General features: G+C 38.8%; 22 protein-coding genes and 1 pseudogene. 18 read left to right on the top strand and 5 right to left on the bottom strand.

Annotated elements, in window-relative coordinates; translation table 11 throughout:
* Positions 1–83 precede the first annotated feature (83 nt).
* The 6 genes from rpsD (at position 84) to RUMTOR_RS09470 (ending at position 7,037) form a co-directional block, all read left to right on the top strand.
* Positions 84–677, top strand: a complete 594-nt coding sequence (gene rpsD / locus RUMTOR_RS09495; RefSeq protein ID WP_009243081.1) for a 30S ribosomal protein S4 — start codon at positions 84–86, stop codon at positions 675–677.
* Between the two features lie 59 nt (positions 678–736).
* Positions 737–1,699 carry a DNA-directed RNA polymerase subunit alpha gene (locus tag RUMTOR_RS09490; protein WP_009243080.1) on the top strand — a complete coding sequence of 321 codons (963 nt, stop codon included), beginning with the start codon at positions 737–739 and terminating at the stop codon, positions 1,697–1,699.
* Positions 1,700–1,960: 261 nt separating this feature from the next.
* The gene (locus tag RUMTOR_RS09485; protein WP_009243079.1) at positions 1,961–2,479 is read left to right on the top strand and encodes a bL17 family ribosomal protein; all 519 of its coding nucleotides are present in this window, start codon (positions 1,961–1,963) and stop codon (positions 2,477–2,479) included.
* Between the two features lie 279 nt (positions 2,480–2,758).
* Positions 2,759–5,377: a bifunctional acetaldehyde-CoA/alcohol dehydrogenase gene (gene adhE, locus RUMTOR_RS09480; RefSeq protein WP_004847487.1), complete on the top strand. Its 2,619-nt coding sequence runs from the start codon at positions 2,759–2,761 to the stop codon at positions 5,375–5,377.
* A 268-nt stretch (positions 5,378–5,645) separates the two neighbouring features.
* A complete protein-coding gene (locus RUMTOR_RS09475) occupies positions 5,646–6,401 on the top strand; it encodes an aminoglycoside phosphotransferase family protein (protein WP_009243077.1) in 756 nt (251 codons plus the stop codon).
* Positions 6,402–6,461: 60 nt separating this feature from the next.
* Complete coding sequence (locus RUMTOR_RS09470) at positions 6,462–7,037, top strand: TetR/AcrR family transcriptional regulator (protein ID WP_004847485.1); 576 nt, start codon at positions 6,462–6,464, stop codon at positions 7,035–7,037.
* Positions 7,038–7,201: 164 nt separating this feature from the next.
* Here RUMTOR_RS09470 and RUMTOR_RS09465 read toward each other — a convergent pair whose 3' ends face one another.
* Positions 7,202–7,927 (bottom strand): GntR family transcriptional regulator, encoded by a 726-nt coding sequence (locus RUMTOR_RS09465; protein WP_004847482.1) that lies wholly within the window; start codon positions 7,925–7,927, stop codon positions 7,202–7,204.
* 307 nt (positions 7,928–8,234) lie between these two features.
* Here RUMTOR_RS09465 and RUMTOR_RS09460 point away from each other — a divergent pair, with 307 nt between their 5' ends.
* From RUMTOR_RS09460 to RUMTOR_RS09435, 7 genes are read left to right on the top strand one after another with little or no spacing between them, the layout of a single operon-like run.
* On the top strand, positions 8,235–9,968 hold the full coding sequence (locus tag RUMTOR_RS09460) for a glycoside hydrolase family 2 protein (RefSeq protein WP_044998197.1): 1,734 nt from the start codon (positions 8,235–8,237) through the stop codon (positions 9,966–9,968).
* 18 nt (positions 9,969–9,986) lie between these two features.
* Positions 9,987–11,303, top strand: a complete 1,317-nt coding sequence (locus tag RUMTOR_RS09455; protein ID WP_004847478.1) for an ABC transporter substrate-binding protein — start codon at positions 9,987–9,989, stop codon at positions 11,301–11,303.
* A gap of 51 nt (positions 11,304–11,354) precedes the next feature.
* Positions 11,355–11,711 (top strand): carbohydrate ABC transporter permease, encoded by a 357-nt coding sequence (locus tag RUMTOR_RS13525; protein WP_242647704.1) that lies wholly within the window; start codon positions 11,355–11,357, stop codon positions 11,709–11,711.
* Entirely contained in the window at positions 11,693–12,250 is a 558-nt protein-coding gene (locus RUMTOR_RS13520; RefSeq protein ID WP_004847475.1) for a carbohydrate ABC transporter permease, read from the top strand. The genes RUMTOR_RS13525 and RUMTOR_RS13520 overlap by 19 nt, the downstream gene beginning before the upstream one ends.
* A gap of 12 nt (positions 12,251–12,262) precedes the next feature.
* The gene (locus tag RUMTOR_RS09445) at positions 12,263–13,078 is read left to right on the top strand and encodes a carbohydrate ABC transporter permease (RefSeq protein ID WP_009243072.1); all 816 of its coding nucleotides are present in this window, start codon (positions 12,263–12,265) and stop codon (positions 13,076–13,078) included.
* A gap of 17 nt (positions 13,079–13,095) precedes the next feature.
* Positions 13,096–14,409, top strand: a complete 1,314-nt coding sequence (locus RUMTOR_RS09440) for an alpha-glucosidase/alpha-galactosidase (RefSeq protein ID WP_004847470.1) — start codon at positions 13,096–13,098, stop codon at positions 14,407–14,409.
* Positions 14,406–15,365 (top strand): N-acetylglucosamine kinase, encoded by a 960-nt coding sequence (locus tag RUMTOR_RS09435; RefSeq protein ID WP_155236775.1) that lies wholly within the window; start codon positions 14,406–14,408, stop codon positions 15,363–15,365. Before RUMTOR_RS09440 ends, RUMTOR_RS09435 begins: the two co-directional genes overlap by 4 nt.
* 241 nt (positions 15,366–15,606) lie before the next feature.
* Here RUMTOR_RS09435 and RUMTOR_RS09430 read toward each other — a convergent pair whose 3' ends face one another.
* Together RUMTOR_RS09430 and RUMTOR_RS09425 are read right to left on the bottom strand one after the other, a co-directional pair.
* Positions 15,607–16,320, bottom strand: a complete 714-nt coding sequence (locus RUMTOR_RS09430; RefSeq protein ID WP_004847466.1) for a hypothetical protein — start codon at positions 16,318–16,320, stop codon at positions 15,607–15,609.
* Between the two features lie 155 nt (positions 16,321–16,475).
* A complete protein-coding gene (locus tag RUMTOR_RS09425) occupies positions 16,476–17,726 on the bottom strand; it encodes a tyrosine-type recombinase/integrase (protein ID WP_004847465.1) in 1,251 nt (416 codons plus the stop codon).
* 129 nt (positions 17,727–17,855) lie between these two features.
* On the opposite strand from RUMTOR_RS09425, the gene RUMTOR_RS09420 reads away from it, so the two are divergent.
* From RUMTOR_RS09420 to RUMTOR_RS09405, 4 genes are all read left to right on the top strand, one after another.
* Positions 17,856–18,173, top strand: a complete 318-nt coding sequence (locus RUMTOR_RS09420) for a DUF6431 domain-containing protein (RefSeq protein WP_004846167.1) — start codon at positions 17,856–17,858, stop codon at positions 18,171–18,173.
* A gap of 286 nt (positions 18,174–18,459) precedes the next feature.
* Positions 18,460–18,711 (top strand): hypothetical protein, encoded by a 252-nt coding sequence (locus tag RUMTOR_RS09415; protein ID WP_004845176.1) that lies wholly within the window; start codon positions 18,460–18,462, stop codon positions 18,709–18,711.
* On the top strand, positions 18,690–19,070 hold the full coding sequence (locus tag RUMTOR_RS09410) for a hypothetical protein (protein ID WP_330360029.1): 381 nt from the start codon (positions 18,690–18,692) through the stop codon (positions 19,068–19,070). Before RUMTOR_RS09415 ends, RUMTOR_RS09410 begins: the two co-directional genes overlap by 22 nt.
* Positions 19,071–19,085: 15 nt before the next feature.
* The gene (locus tag RUMTOR_RS09405) at positions 19,086–19,385 is read left to right on the top strand and encodes a hypothetical protein (RefSeq protein WP_004846165.1); all 300 of its coding nucleotides are present in this window, start codon (positions 19,086–19,088) and stop codon (positions 19,383–19,385) included.
* On the opposite strand, the gene RUMTOR_RS09400 is transcribed toward RUMTOR_RS09405, so the two are convergent.
* Together RUMTOR_RS09400 and RUMTOR_RS09395 are read right to left on the bottom strand one after the other, a co-directional pair.
* A complete protein-coding gene (locus tag RUMTOR_RS09400; RefSeq protein WP_004847461.1) occupies positions 19,373–19,993 on the bottom strand; it encodes an ATP-binding cassette domain-containing protein in 621 nt (206 codons plus the stop codon). The two genes, RUMTOR_RS09405 and RUMTOR_RS09400, sit on opposite strands and share 13 nt — an antisense overlap.
* On the bottom strand, positions 19,974–20,357 hold the full coding sequence (locus RUMTOR_RS09395) for a GntR family transcriptional regulator (protein ID WP_004847460.1): 384 nt from the start codon (positions 20,355–20,357) through the stop codon (positions 19,974–19,976). The genes RUMTOR_RS09400 and RUMTOR_RS09395 overlap by 20 nt, the downstream gene beginning before the upstream one ends.
* A 177-nt stretch (positions 20,358–20,534) precedes the next feature.
* Here RUMTOR_RS09395 and RUMTOR_RS09390 point away from each other — a divergent pair.
* Positions 20,535–20,979 (top strand): annotated as a pseudogene (locus RUMTOR_RS09390) (SPFH domain-containing protein); the annotation flags it as partial.

The raw sequence follows: 20,979 nt of genomic DNA, 5'->3' as shown, positions 1-20,979 counted from the left end.
GACGGCTGAACATTATCATACACCGGAAAGTAACTTGGAAAGCGGTATGAAACCGCTCGTATGTATAAATTAGGAGGATAGACATGGCAGTAAACAGAGTTCCTGTTCTTAAAAGATGCCGTTCTTTAGGCATGGATCCGATTTACCTCGGAATTAATAAAAAATCTAACAGACAGTTAAAAAGAGCAAACAGAAAAATGAGCGAGTACGGTCTGCAGCTTCGCGAGAAACAGAAAGCGAAATTCATCTACGGCGTACTTGAAAAACCGTTTAGAAACTACTATGCGAAAGCAAAACAGATGGAAGGAATGACAGGTGAAAACCTGATGAGAATTCTTGAGTCCAGACTGGACAACGTAATCTTCCGCATGGGACTTGCAAGAACAAGAAAAGAAGCAAGACAGATCGTTGATCACAAACACGTTCTCGTAAACGGAAAACAGGTAAACATTCCGTCTTACCTTGTAAAAGCAGGAGATACGATTGAGATCAAAGAAAACAAAAAAGGCTCACAGAGATATAAAGACATTCTTGAAGCGACTGGCAGCAACATGGTTCCGGAATGGCTCGATGTTGATGCAGAGAACCTGAAAGGATCTGTAAAAGAACTTCCGGCAAGAGAAGCGATCGATGTTCCGGTAGATGAGATGTTGATTGTCGAGTTATATTCTAAATAATATCGGCTGCAACAGCGTATCCCTTCAACATTTTAAAACCCAAAAGGAGGGTCTGTGTAGTGTTTGATTTTAATAAACCTAATATTGAGATTACGGATGTTTCGGAAGATAAAAAATATGGAAGATTTGTTGTAGAACCGCTTGAAAGAGGATATGGTACAACACTCGGAAATTCTCTAAGAAGAATCATGCTCTCATCTCTTCCGGGTTCTGCGATCAGTTCCGTTAAGATCGACGGAGTTCTTCATGAATTCAGTTCGATACCGGGCGTAAAAGAAGACGTTACGGAGATTATCATGAATTTGAAATCTCTCGCGATAAGAAATATGTCTGAGTCAGACGAGCCGAAAACAGTATATATTGAGTTTGAAGGCGAAGGTGTTGTGACAGGAGCAGACATCAATATTAATGACCCTGATATTGAGATCGTAAATCCGGATCAGGTGATCGCTACATTGAGCGGCGGCAAAGACTGCAGGCTGAATATGGAATTGACGATCACAAAGGGCAGAGGATATGTAAGTTCTGATAAGAACAAAACAGAAGATATGCCGATCGGAGTGATTGCGATTGACTCGATCTATACACCGGTTGAACGTGTGAATCTGACTGTTGAGAATACTCGTGTCGGACAGATTACGGATTATGATAAATTAACACTTGATGTTTGGACAAAAGGAACAATGCTTCCTGATGAGGCGGTAAGCCTTGCGGCAAAAGTGCTGAGCGAACATTTGAAACTTTTCGTTGATCTTTCGGAAGTTGCTCAGGTTGCGGAAGTAATGATCGAGAAAGAAGACGATGAGAAAGAGAAAGTTCTTGAGATGAGCATTGATGAACTTGAACTTTCCGTTCGTTCCTATAATTGTCTGAAGAGAGCCGGAATCAATACGGTAGAAGAACTTACTAATAAGACTCCTGAAGATATGATGAAAGTTCGTAACCTCGGACGTAAATCACTTGAGGAAGTGCTTGCTAAGTTAAAAGAACTCAATCTTGAGTTGAATCAGGGCGAGGAATAATCGCTTTATAGAAAATCGTGGATTGTTCGGAATACAGGACGATCCGCGAGCATTTGATTAATAAGCCCGAAGATGCATAATTGAATGTGTAGTCATAGTTCAGACATATACCGGGAGGGAAAATGCGTGCCGGCGTGTTTTTCAAAAAGAACGAGTATGCGTTAAGGTTTTGTTTATAAACAATAGCGGCAGACGTGCGAAGCGCGGTTCTGCAGACGGCGCATCCGAATTATGACGGAAAGATTAGGAGGAAATATAAGAATGGCAAAATATAGAAAACTCGGCAGAACATCCAGCCAGAGAAAAGCATTGATCAGAAATCAGGTAACAGCTCTGCTTAACAACGGAAAGATCGTTACAACTGAGGCGAAAGCAAAAGAAATCCGTAAAACAGCAGAAGGTCTTATCGCGTTGGCTGTGAAAGAGAAAGATAATTTCGATGAAGTAACAGTAATGGCAAAAGTTGCCCGCAAAGATAAAGACGGCAAGAGAGTAAAAGAAGTTGTAGACGGAAAGAAAGTTACTGTTTACGATGAAGTAGAGAAAAAGATCAAAAAAGATCAGCCGAGCAGACTTCACGCAAGACGTGAGATGCTGAAAGTTCTTTACCCGGTTAAAGAGGGCGAGAACAAAAAGGCAAAAGAAGTCGATATGGTTGCAAAATTATTTGATGAGATCGCTCCGAAATATGCAGATCGTAACGGTGGTTACACAAGAATCGTGAAGATCGGTCAGCGTAAAGGTGACGCGGCGATGGAAGTTCTTCTTGAGCTTGTATAATAGCTGAGTTCCCGAATATTTTCGGCAGATTAATATTGAATCAATGAGAAACTCTTTCTATGAAATTCATAGGAGGAGTTTTTTTACAATGATAATTTTCATAGGATTTTTACTGTTTTGTAGAAAATGCACAAATAATACAAAAAAAATACCGTTAAAATATTAACAAATATGTTGTTGACAATTATTTAACAAACAGATATACTTGAACTTGTGAGAAACAAGATAGATAACGGTTGAAAAGATAAACCGGAACTCAATTACAGGAGGAATTATCAAATGGCAAAGAAAGAAAAAACAGTCGTACCTGAGATTGTTGACAGTGTAGAAGCGCTTGAAGCAAAAATGAAAGCAATGCGCGAAGCACAGAAAGTTTTCGCGACATTTACTCAGAAGCAGGTTGACAAGATTTTCTATGAAGCAGCTATGGCAGCCAACAAACAGCGTATCCCGCTTGCAAAGATGGCAGTAGAAGAGACGCAGAGAGGTATTGTTGAAGATAAAGTTATCAAAAACCACTATGCTGCAGAGTATATATATAACGCATACAAGAACACAAAAACTTGTGGCGTGATCGAAGAAGATACAGCTTACGGAATCAAAAAAGTAGCAGAGCCGATCGGTCTTGTTGCTGCGGTTATCCCGACAACAAACCCGACTTCTACGGCAATCTTCAAAACATTGATCTGTTTGAAGACAAGAAATGCGATCATCATCAGCCCACACCCGGCTGCAAAAGAATGTACGATCGCAGCTGCAAAAGTTGTACTTGAAGCTGCTGTAAAAGCAGGAGCGCCGGAAGGAATCATCGGATGGATCGATGCACCGTCACTGGAGCTCACAAACACAGTTATGAGAGACGCAGACATCATTCTGGCAACAGGTGGCCCGGGAATGGTAAAAGCTGCTTACTCTTCAGGAAAACCGGCTCTTGGCGTTGGCGCCGGAAATACACCGGTTATCATTGATGACACAGCAGATGTAAGAATGGCTGTAAACTCTATTATCCATTCTAAAACATTTGATAATGGTATGATCTGTGCTTCCGAGCAGTCTGTAACTGTTCTGGAGAGCGTATACGAGCAGGCGAAAAAAGAGTTCGCTTACAGAGGCTGCTACTTCCTGAAACCTGGAAAAGAGCTTGATGCGGTTCGTAAAACAATCATCATTAACGGAGCTCTTAACAGCAAAATTCCGGGAAAATCTGCATATGAAATCGCAAAACTTGCAGGTGTAAATGTTCCGGAAGATACAAAAATCCTTATCGGTGAAGTTGAGTCTGTAGATATCGCAGAAGAATTTGCTCACGAGAAACTGTCACCGGTACTTGCAATGTATAAAGCAAAAACATTTGACGAAGCTCTTGATAAAGCTGCACAGCTTGTAGCTGACGGCGGATACGGACATACATCTTCTCTGTATGTACATCCGGCAGAGAAAGAGAAGATCCAGAAACATTACGAAGCAATGAAAACTTGCCGTGTTCTGATCAATACACCGGCTTCACAGGGTGGTATCGGAGATCTTTACAACTTTAAACTTGCTCCGTCACTTACACTTGGATGTGGATCATGGGGTGGAAACTCCGTATCAGAAAACGTTGGTGTAAAACATCTTCTGAACGTGAAAACAGTTGCCGAGAGGAGAGAGAATATGCTGTGGTTTAGAACACCTGAGAAAGTTTACTTTAAGAAAGGATGTATGCCGGTAGCGCTTGACGAGCTGGGAACAGTAATGCACAAAAAGAAAGCATTCATCGTTACAGATACATTCCTTTACAAAAACGGATATGTAGATCCGATCGAGAAGAAACTGGATGAGATGGGAATTCAGCATACATGCTTCTATAACGTAGCTCCGGACCCGACTCTGCAGTGTGCTCAGGAAGGTGTTGCTCAGATGAGAGCATTCGAGCCGGATACAATTATCGCACTCGGCGGTGGATCTGCAATGGATGCTGCTAAGATCATGTGGCTTATGTATGAGCATCCGGAAGCAAACTTTGAAGACATGGCTATGGACTTCATGGATATTCGTAAGAGAGTATTTACATTCCCGAAAATGGGAGAGAAAGCATACTTCGTAGCTATTCCGACATCTTCAGGAACAGGTTCTGAGGTTACACCGTTCGCGATCATTACAGATGCTGAAACAGGCGTTAAATGGCCGATCGCTGACTACGAACTTCTTCCGAACATGGCAATCGTTGACGTTGACAATGCAATGACAGCTCCGAAGGGACTGACAAGCGCATCAGGTATCGACGTTATGACACATGCGATCGAAGCATATGTATCTATCATGGCAACAGACTATACAGACGGTCTTGCAATGAAAGCTGTTAAAATGGTATTTGAAAACCTTCCGTCAGCATACGAGAACGGAGCAAACGATCCGAAAGCTCGTGAAGAGATGGCAAACGCTTCCTGTATGGCAGGTATGGCATTTGCAAATGCGTTCCTTGGTGTGAACCACTCTATGGCTCATAAACTTGGTGCATTCCATCACTTACCGCACGGTGTTGCAAACGCTGTAATCCTTACGGAAGTTATGAGATATAATGCGGCAGAAGTTCCGACAAAGATGGGAACATTCTCACAGTATCAGTATCCGCATGCACTTGCAAGATATGCAGAGCTTGGACGTTTTGCAGGATGCACAGGAAACACAGACGAAGAAGTATTTGAGAACTTCATCGCAAAACTTGAAGATCTGAAAGAAAAGATCGGTATTAAGAAAACAATTAAAGATTACGGTATTGACGAGAAATACTTCCTTGATACTTTGGATGATATGTGCGAACAGGCATTTAACGACCAGTGTACAGGAGCAAACCCGAGATATCCGCTTATGAAGGAGATCAAAGAAATCTACCTGAAATGCTACTACGGTAAATAAGAACCGTAACTGCGAATAATAACAGAGCGCTGCTTTCACAGCGCTCTGTTTGCTTTTTTCAAATTATTTCGGTTCAAACATATAAATCTATGTACAAAATAAAAACAAAACAGAAGGAATGATAAAAAATTAACAATTAGATCAATAATAAAAAAATAGTTAAAAATTGCACAAAGTTTGCTTTAAGGGGTTTCTTTCCTGAAAATTACGGTGTATAATGAGCTCATCAAAAACGAAAAACAAAAACCCATTTAAGGAGGAACCTACCATGAAACTTGAAGAAAACAACATTATCGTAAAACGTTCGTATAAAACCGTCTATAAATGTGACGACAGTATTGTGAAAGTATTTAACGAAGAGCATCCGAAGTCAGATGTATTTAACGAAGCTTTGATCACGGCGCGGATCGAAGAAACAGGACTGGATATTCCTAAGGTGAAAGGAGTTTCCCTGGTTGAAGGCAAGTGGGCGCTCGAGATCGAGTATAAAGACGGAAAGACAATGGAAGATATGATGAATTCCGACAAAAAGAATATTGAGAAGTATATGGAAGATTTTGTAGACCTTCAGCTTCAGATTCACGGCAAAACATCTCCTCTTCTGAAAGGAATGAAAGATAAGCTTGCCCGCCAGATCAACAGCCTGAAAGATTTGGATGCAACAACAAGATACGAGCTTCTTACAAGACTTGAAAGTATGCCGAAACATAATAAAGTATGCCACGGCGATTTCAATCCGAGTAATGTGATCGTAGGTAAAAACGGCAAGATGACGGTTGTGGACTGGGCGCATGCAACACAGGGAAATGCAAGTGCGGACGCGGCTATGACATATCTTCTCTTTGCATTGAAAGATCAGGAAACAGCAGATCTGTATTTGAAATTGTTCTGCAAAAAGAGCGATACGGCAAGACAGTATGTACAGCAGTGGCTTCCGATCGTGGCGGCAGCGCAGCTTACAAAAGACAATGAACTGGAGAAAGACTTCCTGATGAAATGGATCGATGTTATTGACTATCAATAGAAGTTTCGATATTATTATCAATAGTAAAAGGAGTGGATAGAGGAAGGAATTTTACCGGATATGGAAGATAAGCGGATCATAAGAACAAAGCATAATCTTAAGGATGCGATGATCAGAATGCTTTCGATCGAAGATTTTGAACACATTTCTGTTACGGAACTCTGTAAAGAGGCAAAGGTCAGCAGAATTACGTTTTGCTCGCATTACAGTGACAAGCAATCTCTTTTGGACGATATCTTTAACGATATGCGTAGTATAGGCAGAGAAGATTATTACAGACGGCAGAAGGAGAATAATCCGGAGGGGGAACTTGTACTCGGGTATGTAAATATGCTGAATGCGATTTTGGATCTTTATTATGCCCGGTTTGATTTCTTTCAGTATACGAATCCGGAGGTGAATCCGTATCTGGCATCTCGCCTTTACAGTATTATTTTAGAGACGGTTGAGATGCATACAGCTCATGTGCGGAGTAAATTGAAATATTCCGCAAAAAAGATAGCAGGTTTTGTCTGTTTCGGAATGTTAGGATTTGTGAATGAATGCCGGAGGGAAGGAAATTCTCTTGAGCAGACGAAAAAAGAAACGCAGTGTCTGTTGGAAGAGGTGCTAAGATCAGGGATTTTGACAGAATAGATTAAATACGGTTTTGTTAAAATGCGAAATTGTAGGAATACATCGGAATGAGAATATGGAACTGCCGCTTTACGATTTCATGAATCGTTAAAGCGGCAGTTTTGTTGTATTACAGTCGAAGAGTCTTTCTATGCACAGGGACACCCGAAGGAACTGCCGGGTATTTATGTAGAACTAAGTTCCGATGTGTAATAAAAGTATTCTGTTTTTATTAGTGATGTTGTAAATTCAATGATACGATTGTTTGAATGGGTTGTTCTCTCAATTTGTATTGCTATGTCCTGTGGTTTCAGACCTAATATTAGGGCATCTTCATTTGTTAATTTTACAGCGAAAATATTTTCGCTTGCATGTTCCGGAATAATGTTATACATTTGCATGCTTTTATACAATCCCTGCTTTTCTATATCATTTGCGCTCAAATCAGGATAAGGGCCTGTTGGTACGAATGAAATCTCAATAGCATATGGAATATGATCTGCATAAAAGCAGCGTATAAGTTTATACACATCTTCGTTTTCTATTATTTCTAATTTTTCTCGGATATCGTCAGAGGGAGAGATTACTTCAAATTGAAGTGTCTTAACTTCATGCACAACGCCTTTTTCTTCAAAACGTTTCCTGAGAGTATACAGTTTTGTTAATTTTTTTTCTATTTTTCGAACAGATACAAAAGTTCCTTTTCCTTGAATCCGATAAATGTATCCGGCTTGAGCCAGCCGGTTTAGTGTGTCTCGGACTGTGACTCGGCTTACGTTGTATCTAATGCTCAATTCTCGCTCAGTAGGCATTTTATCATTAGCCTTCCATTCGTTTGCGAGTATTTTCTCAAGCAAAATGTCATATAGCTGAGAATACTTGTAAATTGTATTGTTGTTATTTTCTTTCATAAGCCCCTCGTAATAGTAAATAATTGAAACAATATCATTTCATGGGTGAGTGCTAATTATACTGATAATAAAATAATATAATAAACGCACAAAAAAATCAATGAAATAGAATAAAAATTATCGAAATACACAATGAGTAGTGGAAGAATATATGCAATTCGCATAAAAATACTAAGGTTAATATCTAATTGTTGCAAATATTGAATAAATGTAATACTATTATAATACCAATTAGAGGAGGTGATCCAAAATAAGAACGAAAGATTTGTATCCAAGGCCACAATTAAAAAGAGAGTCTTTTTTCTTATTGAACGGACAGTGGGATTTTGCGTTTGATGATGAGAATATAGGGGTTTTAGAGGGATGGAGTCATACCGTCAGAGGGGATCGTAAAATCAATGTTCCCTTCACATATGAAACGGGTAAAAGTGGGATCGGAGATGAAAGACCGCATGGAGTTATATGGTATTGGAAAAACATAATCATAACAAATGAGTTTAAAAAAGATCAAAGTATTCAAATTAATTTTGAGGGGTGCGATTATCATTTAGATCTTTGGGTGAATGGAGTTTATAAAGGATCACATGACGGAGCATATACAAGATTTGCGTTTGAACTTGGAAAATTTGCAGAAGGCGAAGAAGTGCTTCTTAGCATAAGAGTTGAAGATCCGCATAGTGAAGAGCAGGTTCGGGGAAAACAACGTTGGTTATCTGATAATTATGGATGCTGGTACGTTCAGACGACTGGTATATGGAAAGACGTATGGCTTGAACAGGTTTCTGATGATTATGTGGAAAAAATAAAGATTACGCCCGATATTTATAAAAAGACAGTTACCATTCATACAATGTGTCATTCAAATAAAGAGAATTTAATAATGAAATCGGACGTTTATTTTGAAGGGAAATTTATTAATAGTGTTTCCGGAAAATTAGAAGCAGGTGTCTGTCAGATGGATATAGACGTATATAACAAGTACGTTGGGGAGTGGGGGATCGAACTGTGGAGTCCTGACGCTCCGAACTTGTATACATTAAAAATCTCGATTTTAGATGAGGATGATAACTGTAAAGATGAAGTGGAATCTTATTTTGGTATGAGAGATATCCGAATCAGAAACGGTCTTGTCCTATTGAATGGGCAGCCTTTGTATCAGAGATTGGTTCTTGATCAAGGGTATTGGAAAGATACCGGATTAACGCCGGAAAACGATGACGTGCTGCTAAAGGATATAGAATATGTAAAACGGATGGGATTTAATGGCGTGAGAAAACATCAGAAAACAGAAAGCGATCGTTTTTTGTACTGGTGTGATGTGCACGGACTTCTTGTTTGGGGAGAAGGTCCATCTTTCTATAAATATTCTGATAAAGCTGCGAAAAATTTTGTGAGAGAGTGGACTGAGATTGTTGAGCAAAATTATAATCACCCCTGCATTATCATATGGACTCCGCTAAATGAATCATGGGGAGTGCCCGCGATTGAAAGAGATGTTTGCCAGCAAAACTATTCGCAGGCGGTTTATCATTTGACAAAATCGTTGGACAGCACAAGACCTGTTATTTCTAATGATGGCTGGGAACACACTACGTCGGATATTTTAACACTTCATGATTATGAAGAAGACGGAGAAATAATGCGGCGTAAATACTTAACTAAAAAAGAAGAAGTGTTAAGCTGCGAGATTTATCATAATAATTTCAGGGCAGCTTATGCGCAAGGGTTTGGTTATAAAGGAGAACCTGTTCTGATTAGTGAGTACGGAGGCATTGCCTTTGAGGATAATGATAAAGAGTCATGGGGATACGGTGAAAAAGTAAAAACAGAGGAAGATTTTCTGGAAAGATATAAAGCTCTTACGGTAGGAATCAAATCTCTGCCATATGTTTGCGGATACTGTTATACGCAATTATCCGACGTACAGCAAGAGAAAAACGGTTTTCTGACGGAAGAAAGGAGGTTTAAGGTAAATCCGGAAAAAATAAGAGCAATTAATGATTTGCCTGAAGGTGTATTTTGGAACAAAAAAGGACATTAAAAAGGAGGAAGTAAGAAAATGAAAAAGAGATCGTTAAAGATTATGTCAGTAGTATTGGCGGGAGTTATGACTACGGGAATGATTTTAGGCGGATGTTCTGCAGGCGGAGACAAGGAAAACGGCGGAAACAAAGAGGCGTCTAAGGAATTGAATTTGTGGATGCATAATGGACAGGCATTTGTTGACGAGACAAAGAAACTTGCGGAGAATTATGAAAAGGAAACGGGAGTAAAGATTAATATTCAGACATTTCCTTATGATGCCATGAGTCAGAAAATGAAAGCAGCTTTTACTGCCGGAAATGAACCGGATATTATGCAAGTGTTTGGAGCGTGGATTCCGACTTACATGAATCAGAAACTGCTGGCGGAAGTTCCGGAAGAATTATCTGCAAACTTTGAGACAGATTATTTACAGGGCGCTGTAGATGGATATGCAAAGGACGGAACTTACTATGGAGTTCCGATTGAGATGAATGTTGAGTATGGACTATTCTATAATCGGGAAGATGCGGCGGCGGCAGGCGTTCCTGACGGACCGAAAACATTCGACGATGTGATGAAGATTGCGAAAAATAGCGCAAAATTCAATGGGGATGTTCAGGAGTATGGCGGACTTGAGTTTTATAACGGAGATAACTTTGCGGCATTATTCTTGTCATGGATTATGCAAAATGGTGGAGATTTTTGGAATGAGGATCAGACAAAGTTTGTTCTGACTTCTCCGGAAGCGAAAGAAGCGTGGCAAAAATTAGTAGATCTCGTTACGGTGGAAAAAGTAACAGATACGAAACACATTACTGCAAAAATGCCGACAGAGCAGTATTTCTTTGCAAACAAAGCGGCTCAATTAGTAAAAGGTTCCTGGGCATCTGCAGTTGGAGATGATTTGGAAAATGAAAATTGGAAATATGTATTTATGCCTCCTGTAAAAGGCGATATTCCATATTTTACAGTTGAATCAGGCTGGGGATATGTTGTTTCTGAAAACAGTAAAAATAAAGATACCGCGTGGGATTTCGTAAAATATTGTATGGAACCTGAAAATGCAAAAGAGTTTAATTTGGGAACAGGAACAGTTGCGTCCTTAAAAGCGATTATTGATGATGAGGGTTATCAGTCGGATGAAAGAAATGTAAGAGTGAGCGATCAGTATCAGTATTTACAGTATGCAAGAAGCGTAGGACCTGTTCAGGATATGGACTTTGTTAAGAAAACTTTATTAGATACATTTACAAAAGCGGCATCTGGAAGTATTGGTACAGATGAAGCGTTGGAGGAAATGGAGACAAGTATCAATAACCATATTCAGGAATTATTGAAACAGGCAAAATAAGTATTTAAGAGGAGACGTTTGTCTCCTCTCAAACTGATTGGAGGAGTGGCGGTGGAAAAAAAGACAAGCAGATTAAAACGTCTTCAAAGACGATTTATTGTATGTGGACTTACTCCGATAATGCTGCTGTTTTTTATATTTTCTGTAGTTCCTATCATATTCAGCATTGTAATGTCATTTTATAATTATAATGGATTTCCGGGAGCTCCCTTTGTGGGACTGGCGAATTATAAGATGTTATTTCAAGATCCGGAGTTTTTAGGAGCGCTTAAAAATACAGTAGTATTTGTTTTAGTCGCAGTAGTTTTAAATATTTGTATTTCCACATTTTTAGCGGTATTGATTAAATCACTTCGAAAAAAAGGGCAAGAAGCTTTTTTCGTGGCTGGATGTTTTTGCCGGCAGTAGTGCCGATTGTTGCAGTGTGTTATGTTTGGTTGATTATGTTCGATCCTGCGAATGGAGTTTTAAATCAGGCACTGATGGCACTTGGAATGGATCATCCGATTAACTGGTTAAATGATCCGAGAACGGCTTTGTTTAGTATTGTACTGGTTACGCTTTGGTGCGATTTGGGATACAATTTGGTCATATTGATGTCAGGGTTAGATAATATACCGAATATGTTTTTAGAAGCGGCTGAAATTGACGGGGCAAACAGTATACAGAAATTTTTTAAAATTACATTGCCTTTGATGTCGAGGAATATGCTTTTTGTTGTCATTATGACATGCATTTCGTATTTTCAGGTTTTTGCTCAGGTGCAGATTATGACGCAGGGAGGACCGGAAAACCATACGAATGTCATAGGATTAAATATCTATAATTATGCGTTCAGATATTCGCAGATGGGATATGCATCGGCGATGGCAGTTGTGTTGCTTGGTATTATATTAATAGTATCATTAGTTCAGTTAAAAGTCGGAAAGCAAGACTGGGAATACTAGGAGGTGTCGAAGGTGAAAAAGCTTGTGCGAATAGGGAAAATTATTATTTTAGCAGTTGCCTTTATAGTTGTTGCATTTCCGTTTTTTTGGTGTTTGATGCTGTCTTTCAAAAGCAATGCGGAAATTATGAGTATACCGACAACATTTTTCCCATCAGAATGGATCGTATCCGGATATAAGAAAGTATTGACTGAAGCCCCATTTATGACCTGGCTGTGGAACAGTTTGTTTTCATCTGTCGTATCAACAGCTATCGTAGTATTTACGAGTTGTCTTGGGGGATATATTTTTGGTAAATTTAATTTTAAGGGGAAAAATTTTCTGTTTGTTTGTGTGTTGATTACGATGATGGTTCCTTTTCAGGTAACGATGATTCCCACATATATCATTTGCAGCAAGTTGAATATTTTAAATTCTATGTCAGCGCTGATTATACCTTTCATGGTATCGGGATTTGGAATATTTTTGTGTCGTCAATTTGCGGAAAGCATTCCGAATGATATATTAGAGGCGGCTAGGATCGATGGGGCAGGGGAATGGAGAATCTTTTTTGGCATTGTAATTCATACGATCAAACCTGCAATCGCGGCACTGTGCATTTTTATATTTATGGGAAGATGGAATGATTATTTGTGGCCGTTAATAGCGATTGTAGATGAAGATAAAATGACGTTGCCGCTGGCGTTGAATTTCTTTAATTCCAGCTTGTTAACGGATTACTGTACTTCGATGAGTGCGGGTGTTTTGGTTATGATACCGATTATTATTATATATTTTATTTTCCAAAAGCAGTTTATAGAAGGAATTACAATGACTGGAATTAAATAGAAAGGGGACTGGAGAGAATGAAAAAAGAGTTTTTTAAATTTGTTTTTTTGGGTGCGGGAAGCTCTGTTTTTACAATGAGACTTGTGGGAGATATTCTGAAAGAAGATACTATAAAAAAGGGGCATATCGCACTTGTGGATTTGGATGAAAAGCTGCTTAGAGAGACGGAAGAAGCTGTGAAAGAGCTTGTTGCATTTTCGGGTCAGGAATTTGAAGTTACAGCGCATATTGACTATAAAGAGGCGCTGCCGGGAACGGATTATTTGTTTAATACGATTGCAACAGGAGGGTACGAGCGTTGGAAGAGTGACATAGAGGTGTCGACAAAACACGGAGTACTTCAGTCGGTTGGAGATACAATAGGTCCGGGCGGGATTATTCGAGCATTAAGAACGATACCGGTCATCCTTGATGTTGCTAAAACAATGGAAGAGATCTGCCCGGATGCATGGATAATTAATTATGCCAATCCCGAGGGGGCAATCTGCCTTGCGCTTCAGAAATATACAAAAATTAAGAATTTCGGTTTATGTCATGGAACGCCGGATATGGCAAAACAACTTGCAGAAGAAGTTTTTAAAGTTCCGATAGAAAGATTTACATATCGTGCCGCAGGAATTAATCATTTAACGTGGTTTACGGATATGAAGATTGATGGCAAAGACGTTTATCCTAAGTTACATGACAAATTAAAAGAGAGCGGATTTGATAAAAAAGAACCTATTTCAAAGCAGTTATATGACATATATGGTTTATATCCGGCGCCCGGTGATCGTCATGTGGGAGAGTTTTTTCCGTATTACATGAAAGAAGAAGTTCTTATGGAACAGGATTATGAGTGGAAAAACAATGATTTTAAAGTTGTTGACGGTTGGAGAGAAGAGGCAAGAGTTCTGTTTGATGAAGTAAGGACAAAAAAAGAGGGATATGAAGAATTCCTGAAAGGCTCAGGAGAAACAGCGACTTATTTTATTCGTTCGCTTGCAACAGGAGATATTTCTGATGAAATGGTCAATGTGATCAACAATGGTTATATCGATAATGTCTCTTCGGGTATCATTGTAGAATTACCTACTTATATTGATGAGTTTGGGCTTCATCCGCAGAAAATCGGAAAACTTCCGGATGCGATTGCAGCACAGTGCGATCGCCTTGGGAGAGAATATCTGTTAATGGTAGAAGCGGCGGCAACATGTAATTATGAGCTTGCACGGCAGGCGATGTTTTTGGATCCGCTTGTATCTAATTGCAAATATCCGGAATTATTGTTAAAAGATCTTATCCGTGCAAATCTTGATTTGCTTCCGGAAGCTTGGGAAAAACATTGTTGAATGGAGGAAACGGGGTGTTCTTTTTAGGGATAGATGGCGGTGGAACGAAAACGGCCTTTTTGCTTATAAATGAAAATGGAGATATTATTGAAGCAAAGACGATTGCTACAGTATCTTACAAACATGTAGGAATGGACAATTCGATTGCGCTTTTAAAAGAAACGGTTCACGAAATTTTGAATGACCGGGAAGCGTACATTTGTCTCGCTCTTCCTAACTGGGGAGAGTCGAAAGACGGTGATGGTGAATTTTTGTCCCGTATTAAAGAAATAACAGAACTCCCTGTGAAAATTGTGAACGATAGTGTGGTGGGGTGGGCGGGATCCCTCGGATTATCTTCCGGGATTAATCTCGTTGCCGGCACCGGATCGATTGCATATGGAAGAAATGACGCGGGTGAGGAAGCTCGTGCCGGCGGATGGGATGAAAGATTTTCGGATGAAGGATCATGTTACTGGCTTGGTATGAAATCTTTAGAACTTTTTTCAAAAGAAAGCGATGGAAGGGCGGAAAAAGGCGCTCTTTTGGAGATTTTTCGGAATAGATTTGAGTTAAAATGTGATTTTGATATTATTGATATTTTTAATCGGCGGTACCGAAATGATCGAACGAAAATAGCAGGCCTTCAAAAATATTTGTTAGAAGCTGCCCAAAAAGGAGATTTGGAAGCTGTGAAAATGTATGAGATTGCGGCGGATGAGTTGGCAATGATCGTTGGTTCCGTATACCGGAAGTTGAAATTCGGCGAAGGAACACTTGTATCTTATTCAGGAGGTTTGTTTCATGCAGGAGAGTTTATATTAGGCCCGTTACGAGAACAGTTGAAAACAGAAGGCGTCCGGTTATGCGCGCCTAAATATACGCCGGTAGAAGGCGCCTCTTTGTTAGCGGCGGAGATGTTCGATGGTGAAAAACAATACATAGAGGCGATTAGAAGAGGATTTGACATAAAGTAGAGAGGAACGTTCAATTATCATCTTGAAGGGGCGCTCGAAAACATATACAAAAAAATAAGAATCTCCCATGGAAGATCAAGTATCAAAAATGTTGATTTCTGTAGGAGATTCTCTTATTTTAAGATTTAGCAGCTAAAAAACAGTATTTACTGACAGCTCCTTTTTACGTGGTGAGCGTCTGTCAATCTTGGAACGTACTTTTGGCGCTTCTGATGATTGCAATGATCACCTTAGAGCATTTTTACAAAGGTGATAAAACAAGCTGAGGATTGTCGGCAATCTCTCCTTCAGGGGAAATGATCCACTGACCGTCTTTTAATTCGGATCTGTAGTCAGTTCCGTCTTGTCCTGTAAAAGGATCGCTGAAAATAAATTCCAGCTTATTATAGTTATCTGAAAACTCAATCAGACCTTCTGTCAGTACTTCGTAGTTAGAATCGCCGATTTTTTCAGGTTTTCCTATTCTCAATCGGTTTCCTTCTGTTAAAATAATATACAGTTCGTTGGCGTCGTATGTTTCATTGTTGATTACAAATTGGTCAGGACCGGATGCTATAGTCCATGCCTGGTTATATCTGCTAAAATCTTTTGCAGGATCATATTTGTCAGCGGCGCTGCTGCGTACAAAACAATCAGTAGTGTAATCTAGGATCATAGAGTCAGAAGTAAATAACGCAAAATGATCATCTGAAAGTTTCACATATCCTTTTTCTTCGTTTTGGACGTCTTTTGATGTCATTACTAAATAGTTGTTTTCGTATGTGTACGTTCCTTTGGCTGTTTGTTCATCATTCCAAACGACAAAAGTTCCGTCTTTTTCAATTTTCACTTGTATACCGTAACTAAGATCGATCCATGATCCGATCAGAGGCGTATCGCCATCTTGTACATCTGATGCTTCGTCCGATGCGGTGTCTTTATTTGCTGTATCTGTTGTTTCGTTCGCAGATTTCATCGAGGAGGCAGCTAAGGAAGGCAAGTTCTAAGAAATCCAGTAAAATCAAGGGTTTAAGAAGTTGTAAGAAGTAGAAAAAAGTAGGAAAATGTATGTTATTCATACATTATTCCTACACTACTTCTACACACCTATTCCTACACTGAAAAAACATATTATTTTATTTTTTCTATATCCTCTCGCAACCATTCTAAATCACGTACGGTGTAAGTGGATTCAGTTATATCTTGAATTGAATGACCGACCATTTCTTTGAGGGCGTATTCATCCATTCCGGCTTTTTTACCCATCGTAACAAATGTTGTTCGAGGATCATGAGGTCTGTGTTCGGGATTCAAGTTTAATTGTTTAACAACCTTTTCAAAACGACTTGCATATTTGTCGTATGTTACAGACCAGGAACCAGAGTGAGTTTGTCCTTTATCATTGAAAAGATAATCGCTGTTTATAGAAAGGGCGAAATCATAATTGCGTTTCACAAGTTCTTTGATTTTGGAATGAATAGGAACAATCCGTTGCTTTCCGGCTTCCGTTTTCATTCCTGCTTGCATATACCATTTCTCCAAATTTACTTCATCTAAGCGTAAAGTAGCAAGTTCTTGAGGTCGCCATCCCATATAGCATTGTATGATAATCCAGTCTGTAAATTTAACATCATCAACATTTTTCCATAAAAGATCCATTTCTTTATTATCAAAGGGAAAATGCTTTTTCTTGTTTTTTTCTATTTCAACGATAACATCTCCAGAGAGCTCAAATGTTCTTGCATAATTCATTGGTACAATTTCGTATTCTAAAGCATAGTCTAGCATGTTATTGAATAGTGATTTTATTCTCGATTTAGTTCCTGGAGTTGCATAAACTTTTTCCCCTTTCTTTTTTCCGCGAGTTTCAATTCGAAAACCTTCCTCCATACACCCTTTAATATGTCGAGATCTGATGTCTTTCGCACGCATATCATATATAGAAGAACAATAAGCCCATGCCGAGTTTACAGTCCTAATATAGTTGTCTGTGGCATTTTTAAAATACTCAGCAGTCCATTTTTCGTAAAGCTCTTTCACTGTAATGTCCGGCTTTAAGTCATATGGATTTTTATTATATTCTACTAATGCGGCATAGGCGTCGTTATAAGTTGGAAAATAGGATTCCGGTTTTAGTGGCTTACATATAGGACGACCAGTAGATGTTTTTCCAACAGTAACCATTGCCCGATATGGGTTTCTAAGGTTTCGATTTTTGATTTGACTTATCTGTCCAAAGCCGTTAGGAAGTCGTTTTCTTTTATTATTTTTATTGCGGGGCTTTCTTGGTTTGATGTCTGGCTGTATCGGATATCCACAATGTGGGCAGAAAGTAGCTTTATCGCTTATCTGTAATTCGCATTCGGGACATTTTAGCAGCATATTTCATACCTCCTTCACGATATTAAAATGAGTTTTGTGTGTGGCAATGTTGATTTATCATGAGTAATCATATATGCTAGTGTAGGAATTGTCAACTCCTACACTCAATATTTTAAAGGGTTTTAATATATGGTTAGTAATGATAAATCAATTTGTCAGAATTGTGGGTCTAAATTAAAACGGTATGATAAGGTTTCAAGAATAGTACGGACGAAAGGCGGAAAAACTTCGTGGATAGAGATTGAACGTTTTCGATGTCCCGTTTGCGGTCAAATACATAGAGAGTTACCAGATTATATTTTTCCGTATAAGCAATACGAAGCAGAGGTGATTCGTGGTGTGTTGGAAGGTTTTATTACTTGTGAAACTTATGGATATGAAGATTATCCATGTGAAATGACCATGATTCGATGGAGGAATTCGCAGGAATTACAACTCCTTTTGTGAAGAATAAAACGAAAGGAGAAAAATCATGTCAAAAGAGGAACGGCACTTACAGACTAAGATTCGAATGTTTGAGGACATACTTTTAAGAACAAAGAATCCAAGTCAAGTAGACAACATCCAAATGGAATTGACAAGGATGAGAGCAAAATTGCAAAAATTATACTTCAAGAGAATGGAGTCCTAACAAGGGCTCTTTCTTTTTTGTGTGTATCGTTTTGCCACTGAGGTTGTTTTAACAAATCGCAAGTCTTATCCTAGAATAGCCGTTGAAAGGAGGTAACAGCCAATGGAAGAAATTACATTTACACCGGGGTCTGTTCCAGTGGTAGTGGTAGCCAGAGTGTATGGAAAAGATGCTTCTTGGGTTCGTGCCGGTATTATATCCGGGTGGCTACCAATTGGAAAAGCTACTAGAAATGGTAAATTGATAACCAACATTGAGGAGATGAATTCAAGATACGGACGCATCAATTTTTACATCTCTCCGAAACGGCTTTGGGAGGAAACGGGATATTTGTGGAAAGGAGAGAAAAATTAAAAATGGGCACAACAATTCGTCCGGAATTATCGGAGAAAAATCCATATTGGATTGAACGTCATCGTTATTATGAGCTGAAGCATTTTTGTCTTCAATATCCAATCTGGAAAAAAGCATATGCAGCCTTGGATGGGCTTAGCCGTCGACCTTCCGATTTAGAAGTCTTTTCGAAAAAGGGAGAGATTAGCGATCCAACTGTTCGGTGTGTAGAAGCTCGATCCTATTATATTGAGCGTATGAAGACTGTTGAGCAGGTAGCGATTGCAACGGATGCGGAGTTATCCAGCTATATTCTAAAAGGAGTAACCGAAGGATGGTCTTATGACATCTTGAAAGCTAGGAAGCTATGTTTCGGATGATGAGGAGGAGCCCTAATGGATATTAACGAACCTCTTCAACACTATGCGTCTCCTTATTACGACCCAGTGAAAGCTCATGAATATTATATGAGAACCAGAGAACTCAAAGGGCGACGTTCCACAACAAAGCTTAATGATGAGGGAAAGAAAGTCTGGGCTTATACAAAAAATGAGATTTCTGGTAAGAAGAAGGAAAAGGTAAAAGAAGAACAGGAAAAACGGAAACAAAAAATTGCTGAGCTGAGAGCAAAAGCCAAGGTGACCCGAGAGCAGATCTCAGCTAAATTAAAGGAACTGAATGCTCAGCTTCCGTGATCGATCAAAACAACTTCTTCAATAATATTTGTTACTTCTTCAATCAAGTGTGTAGCGATAATGATTGTTCGTTCATTATTTTCAAAATCTTGTAAAAGCAGTTCATAAAACAGTTCTCTATGATTTGCATCTAATCCTAAGACTGGTTCGTCAAAGATTACATAAGGAATATTTAATGACAATGCCGCTGTTAATTTAAAAATGGATTGGTAACCTTTAGATAACGATCTGAATTTTTTGTTGATGTCAAGGTCAAACATTTTGGCAATAGTCAAGGCCTTATTTAAATCAAAACAATCATAAAACCGATTGATCCACCTGAAGTGTTCTTTTATTTTTAAATCTTTATCATATAAATCAGCTTCGCTCATACAAAACACTTTTTCGTGTACCTGCATATTTTCTTTTGCCGGAATGTCATCTACAAGAATCATTCCTTCGTCGGCAAAAATACGATTTGCGATTATATTGATAAGTGTAGATTTGCCCGCTCCGTTTCGCCCCAAAAGGCCGTAAATTTTTCCGAACTCAAAGGAAAATGAAACATCGTCAAGGGCTGTTAAATTATTATATTTTTTTGTGATATTTTTAATCTGAATTTTGTTCATGTTCAAAACCCCTTTCTATTAATGAAATAATTTCTTCTTTTTTCATATGCAGTTTGGATGCCTCTTGAATCAATGCAGCAACGTATTGTTCGTAAAACTGACTTTGCCGTTTTAATAGGATTTTATTGACTGCTCCCTTTTTTACAAACATGCCCAACCCTCTTTTCTTGTATATGATTTCCTCGTCTACTAAAAGATTCATTCCTTTTAAGACAGTATGAGGATTAATATTCAATAAAGAGGAGAGTTCATTTGTCGAAGGGATTTTTGTTTCTTCAGGAAACACTTTTGTAAAAATGGAGTCTTCAAGCTGCTCAGCTATTTGAATAAAAATAGGTTTTTCTATATTAGGATTGATATGCATCGTATCACCACCTTGTGCATTAGTTTGTTAGTTGAGTAACTAACTAGCTTTGAGTATAGTATATGTACGGAAGAATGTTTTGTCAATACTCAAAAAATAAAATATTTGAATTACTATTTACAAAATACAAACAAAATGATATCATAATGATATCAAACAAGAACAGGAGGGATAATGATGAAAGAAAAAGTACTGAATAATAAGAAAAACGGAATGCTTGTCTTGATTCTAACAACATTGTTGTATCTATTGTCAATCGCAGTCTGCGTTGTGGGAGCTATGATCGGAAATCCGTTGCTGCTCGGGATCAGTATTTTTTGGATGTGTGTAGGCTGGTTTCCGTATTGTGGACTGCGTGTGCTGAAACCTCAAGAAGCGCTTGTGTTGACATTGTTCGGAAAATATACAGGCACATTGAAAGGAGAAGGATTTTATGCGGTAAATCCGTTTTGTACAAGTGTAAATCCGGCGGCGGATACACATCTAAATCAAAGTGGTGATGTTGACAACAGTACAAGAAAATCTTCACTTTCAGGATTATTGGCAGGCACTTCGGAAAAATCCGGTTTGGAATCGGCAGGAAAGAAGATTTCTTTAAAGATTATGACTTTGAACAACAGCC

The sequence above is a fragment of the [Ruminococcus] torques ATCC 27756 genome, assembly GCF_000153925.1.
Taxonomy (GTDB): Bacteria; Bacillota; Clostridia; order Lachnospirales; family Lachnospiraceae; genus Mediterraneibacter; species Mediterraneibacter torques.
This window is presented reverse-complemented; position numbering and strand designations above follow the sequence as displayed.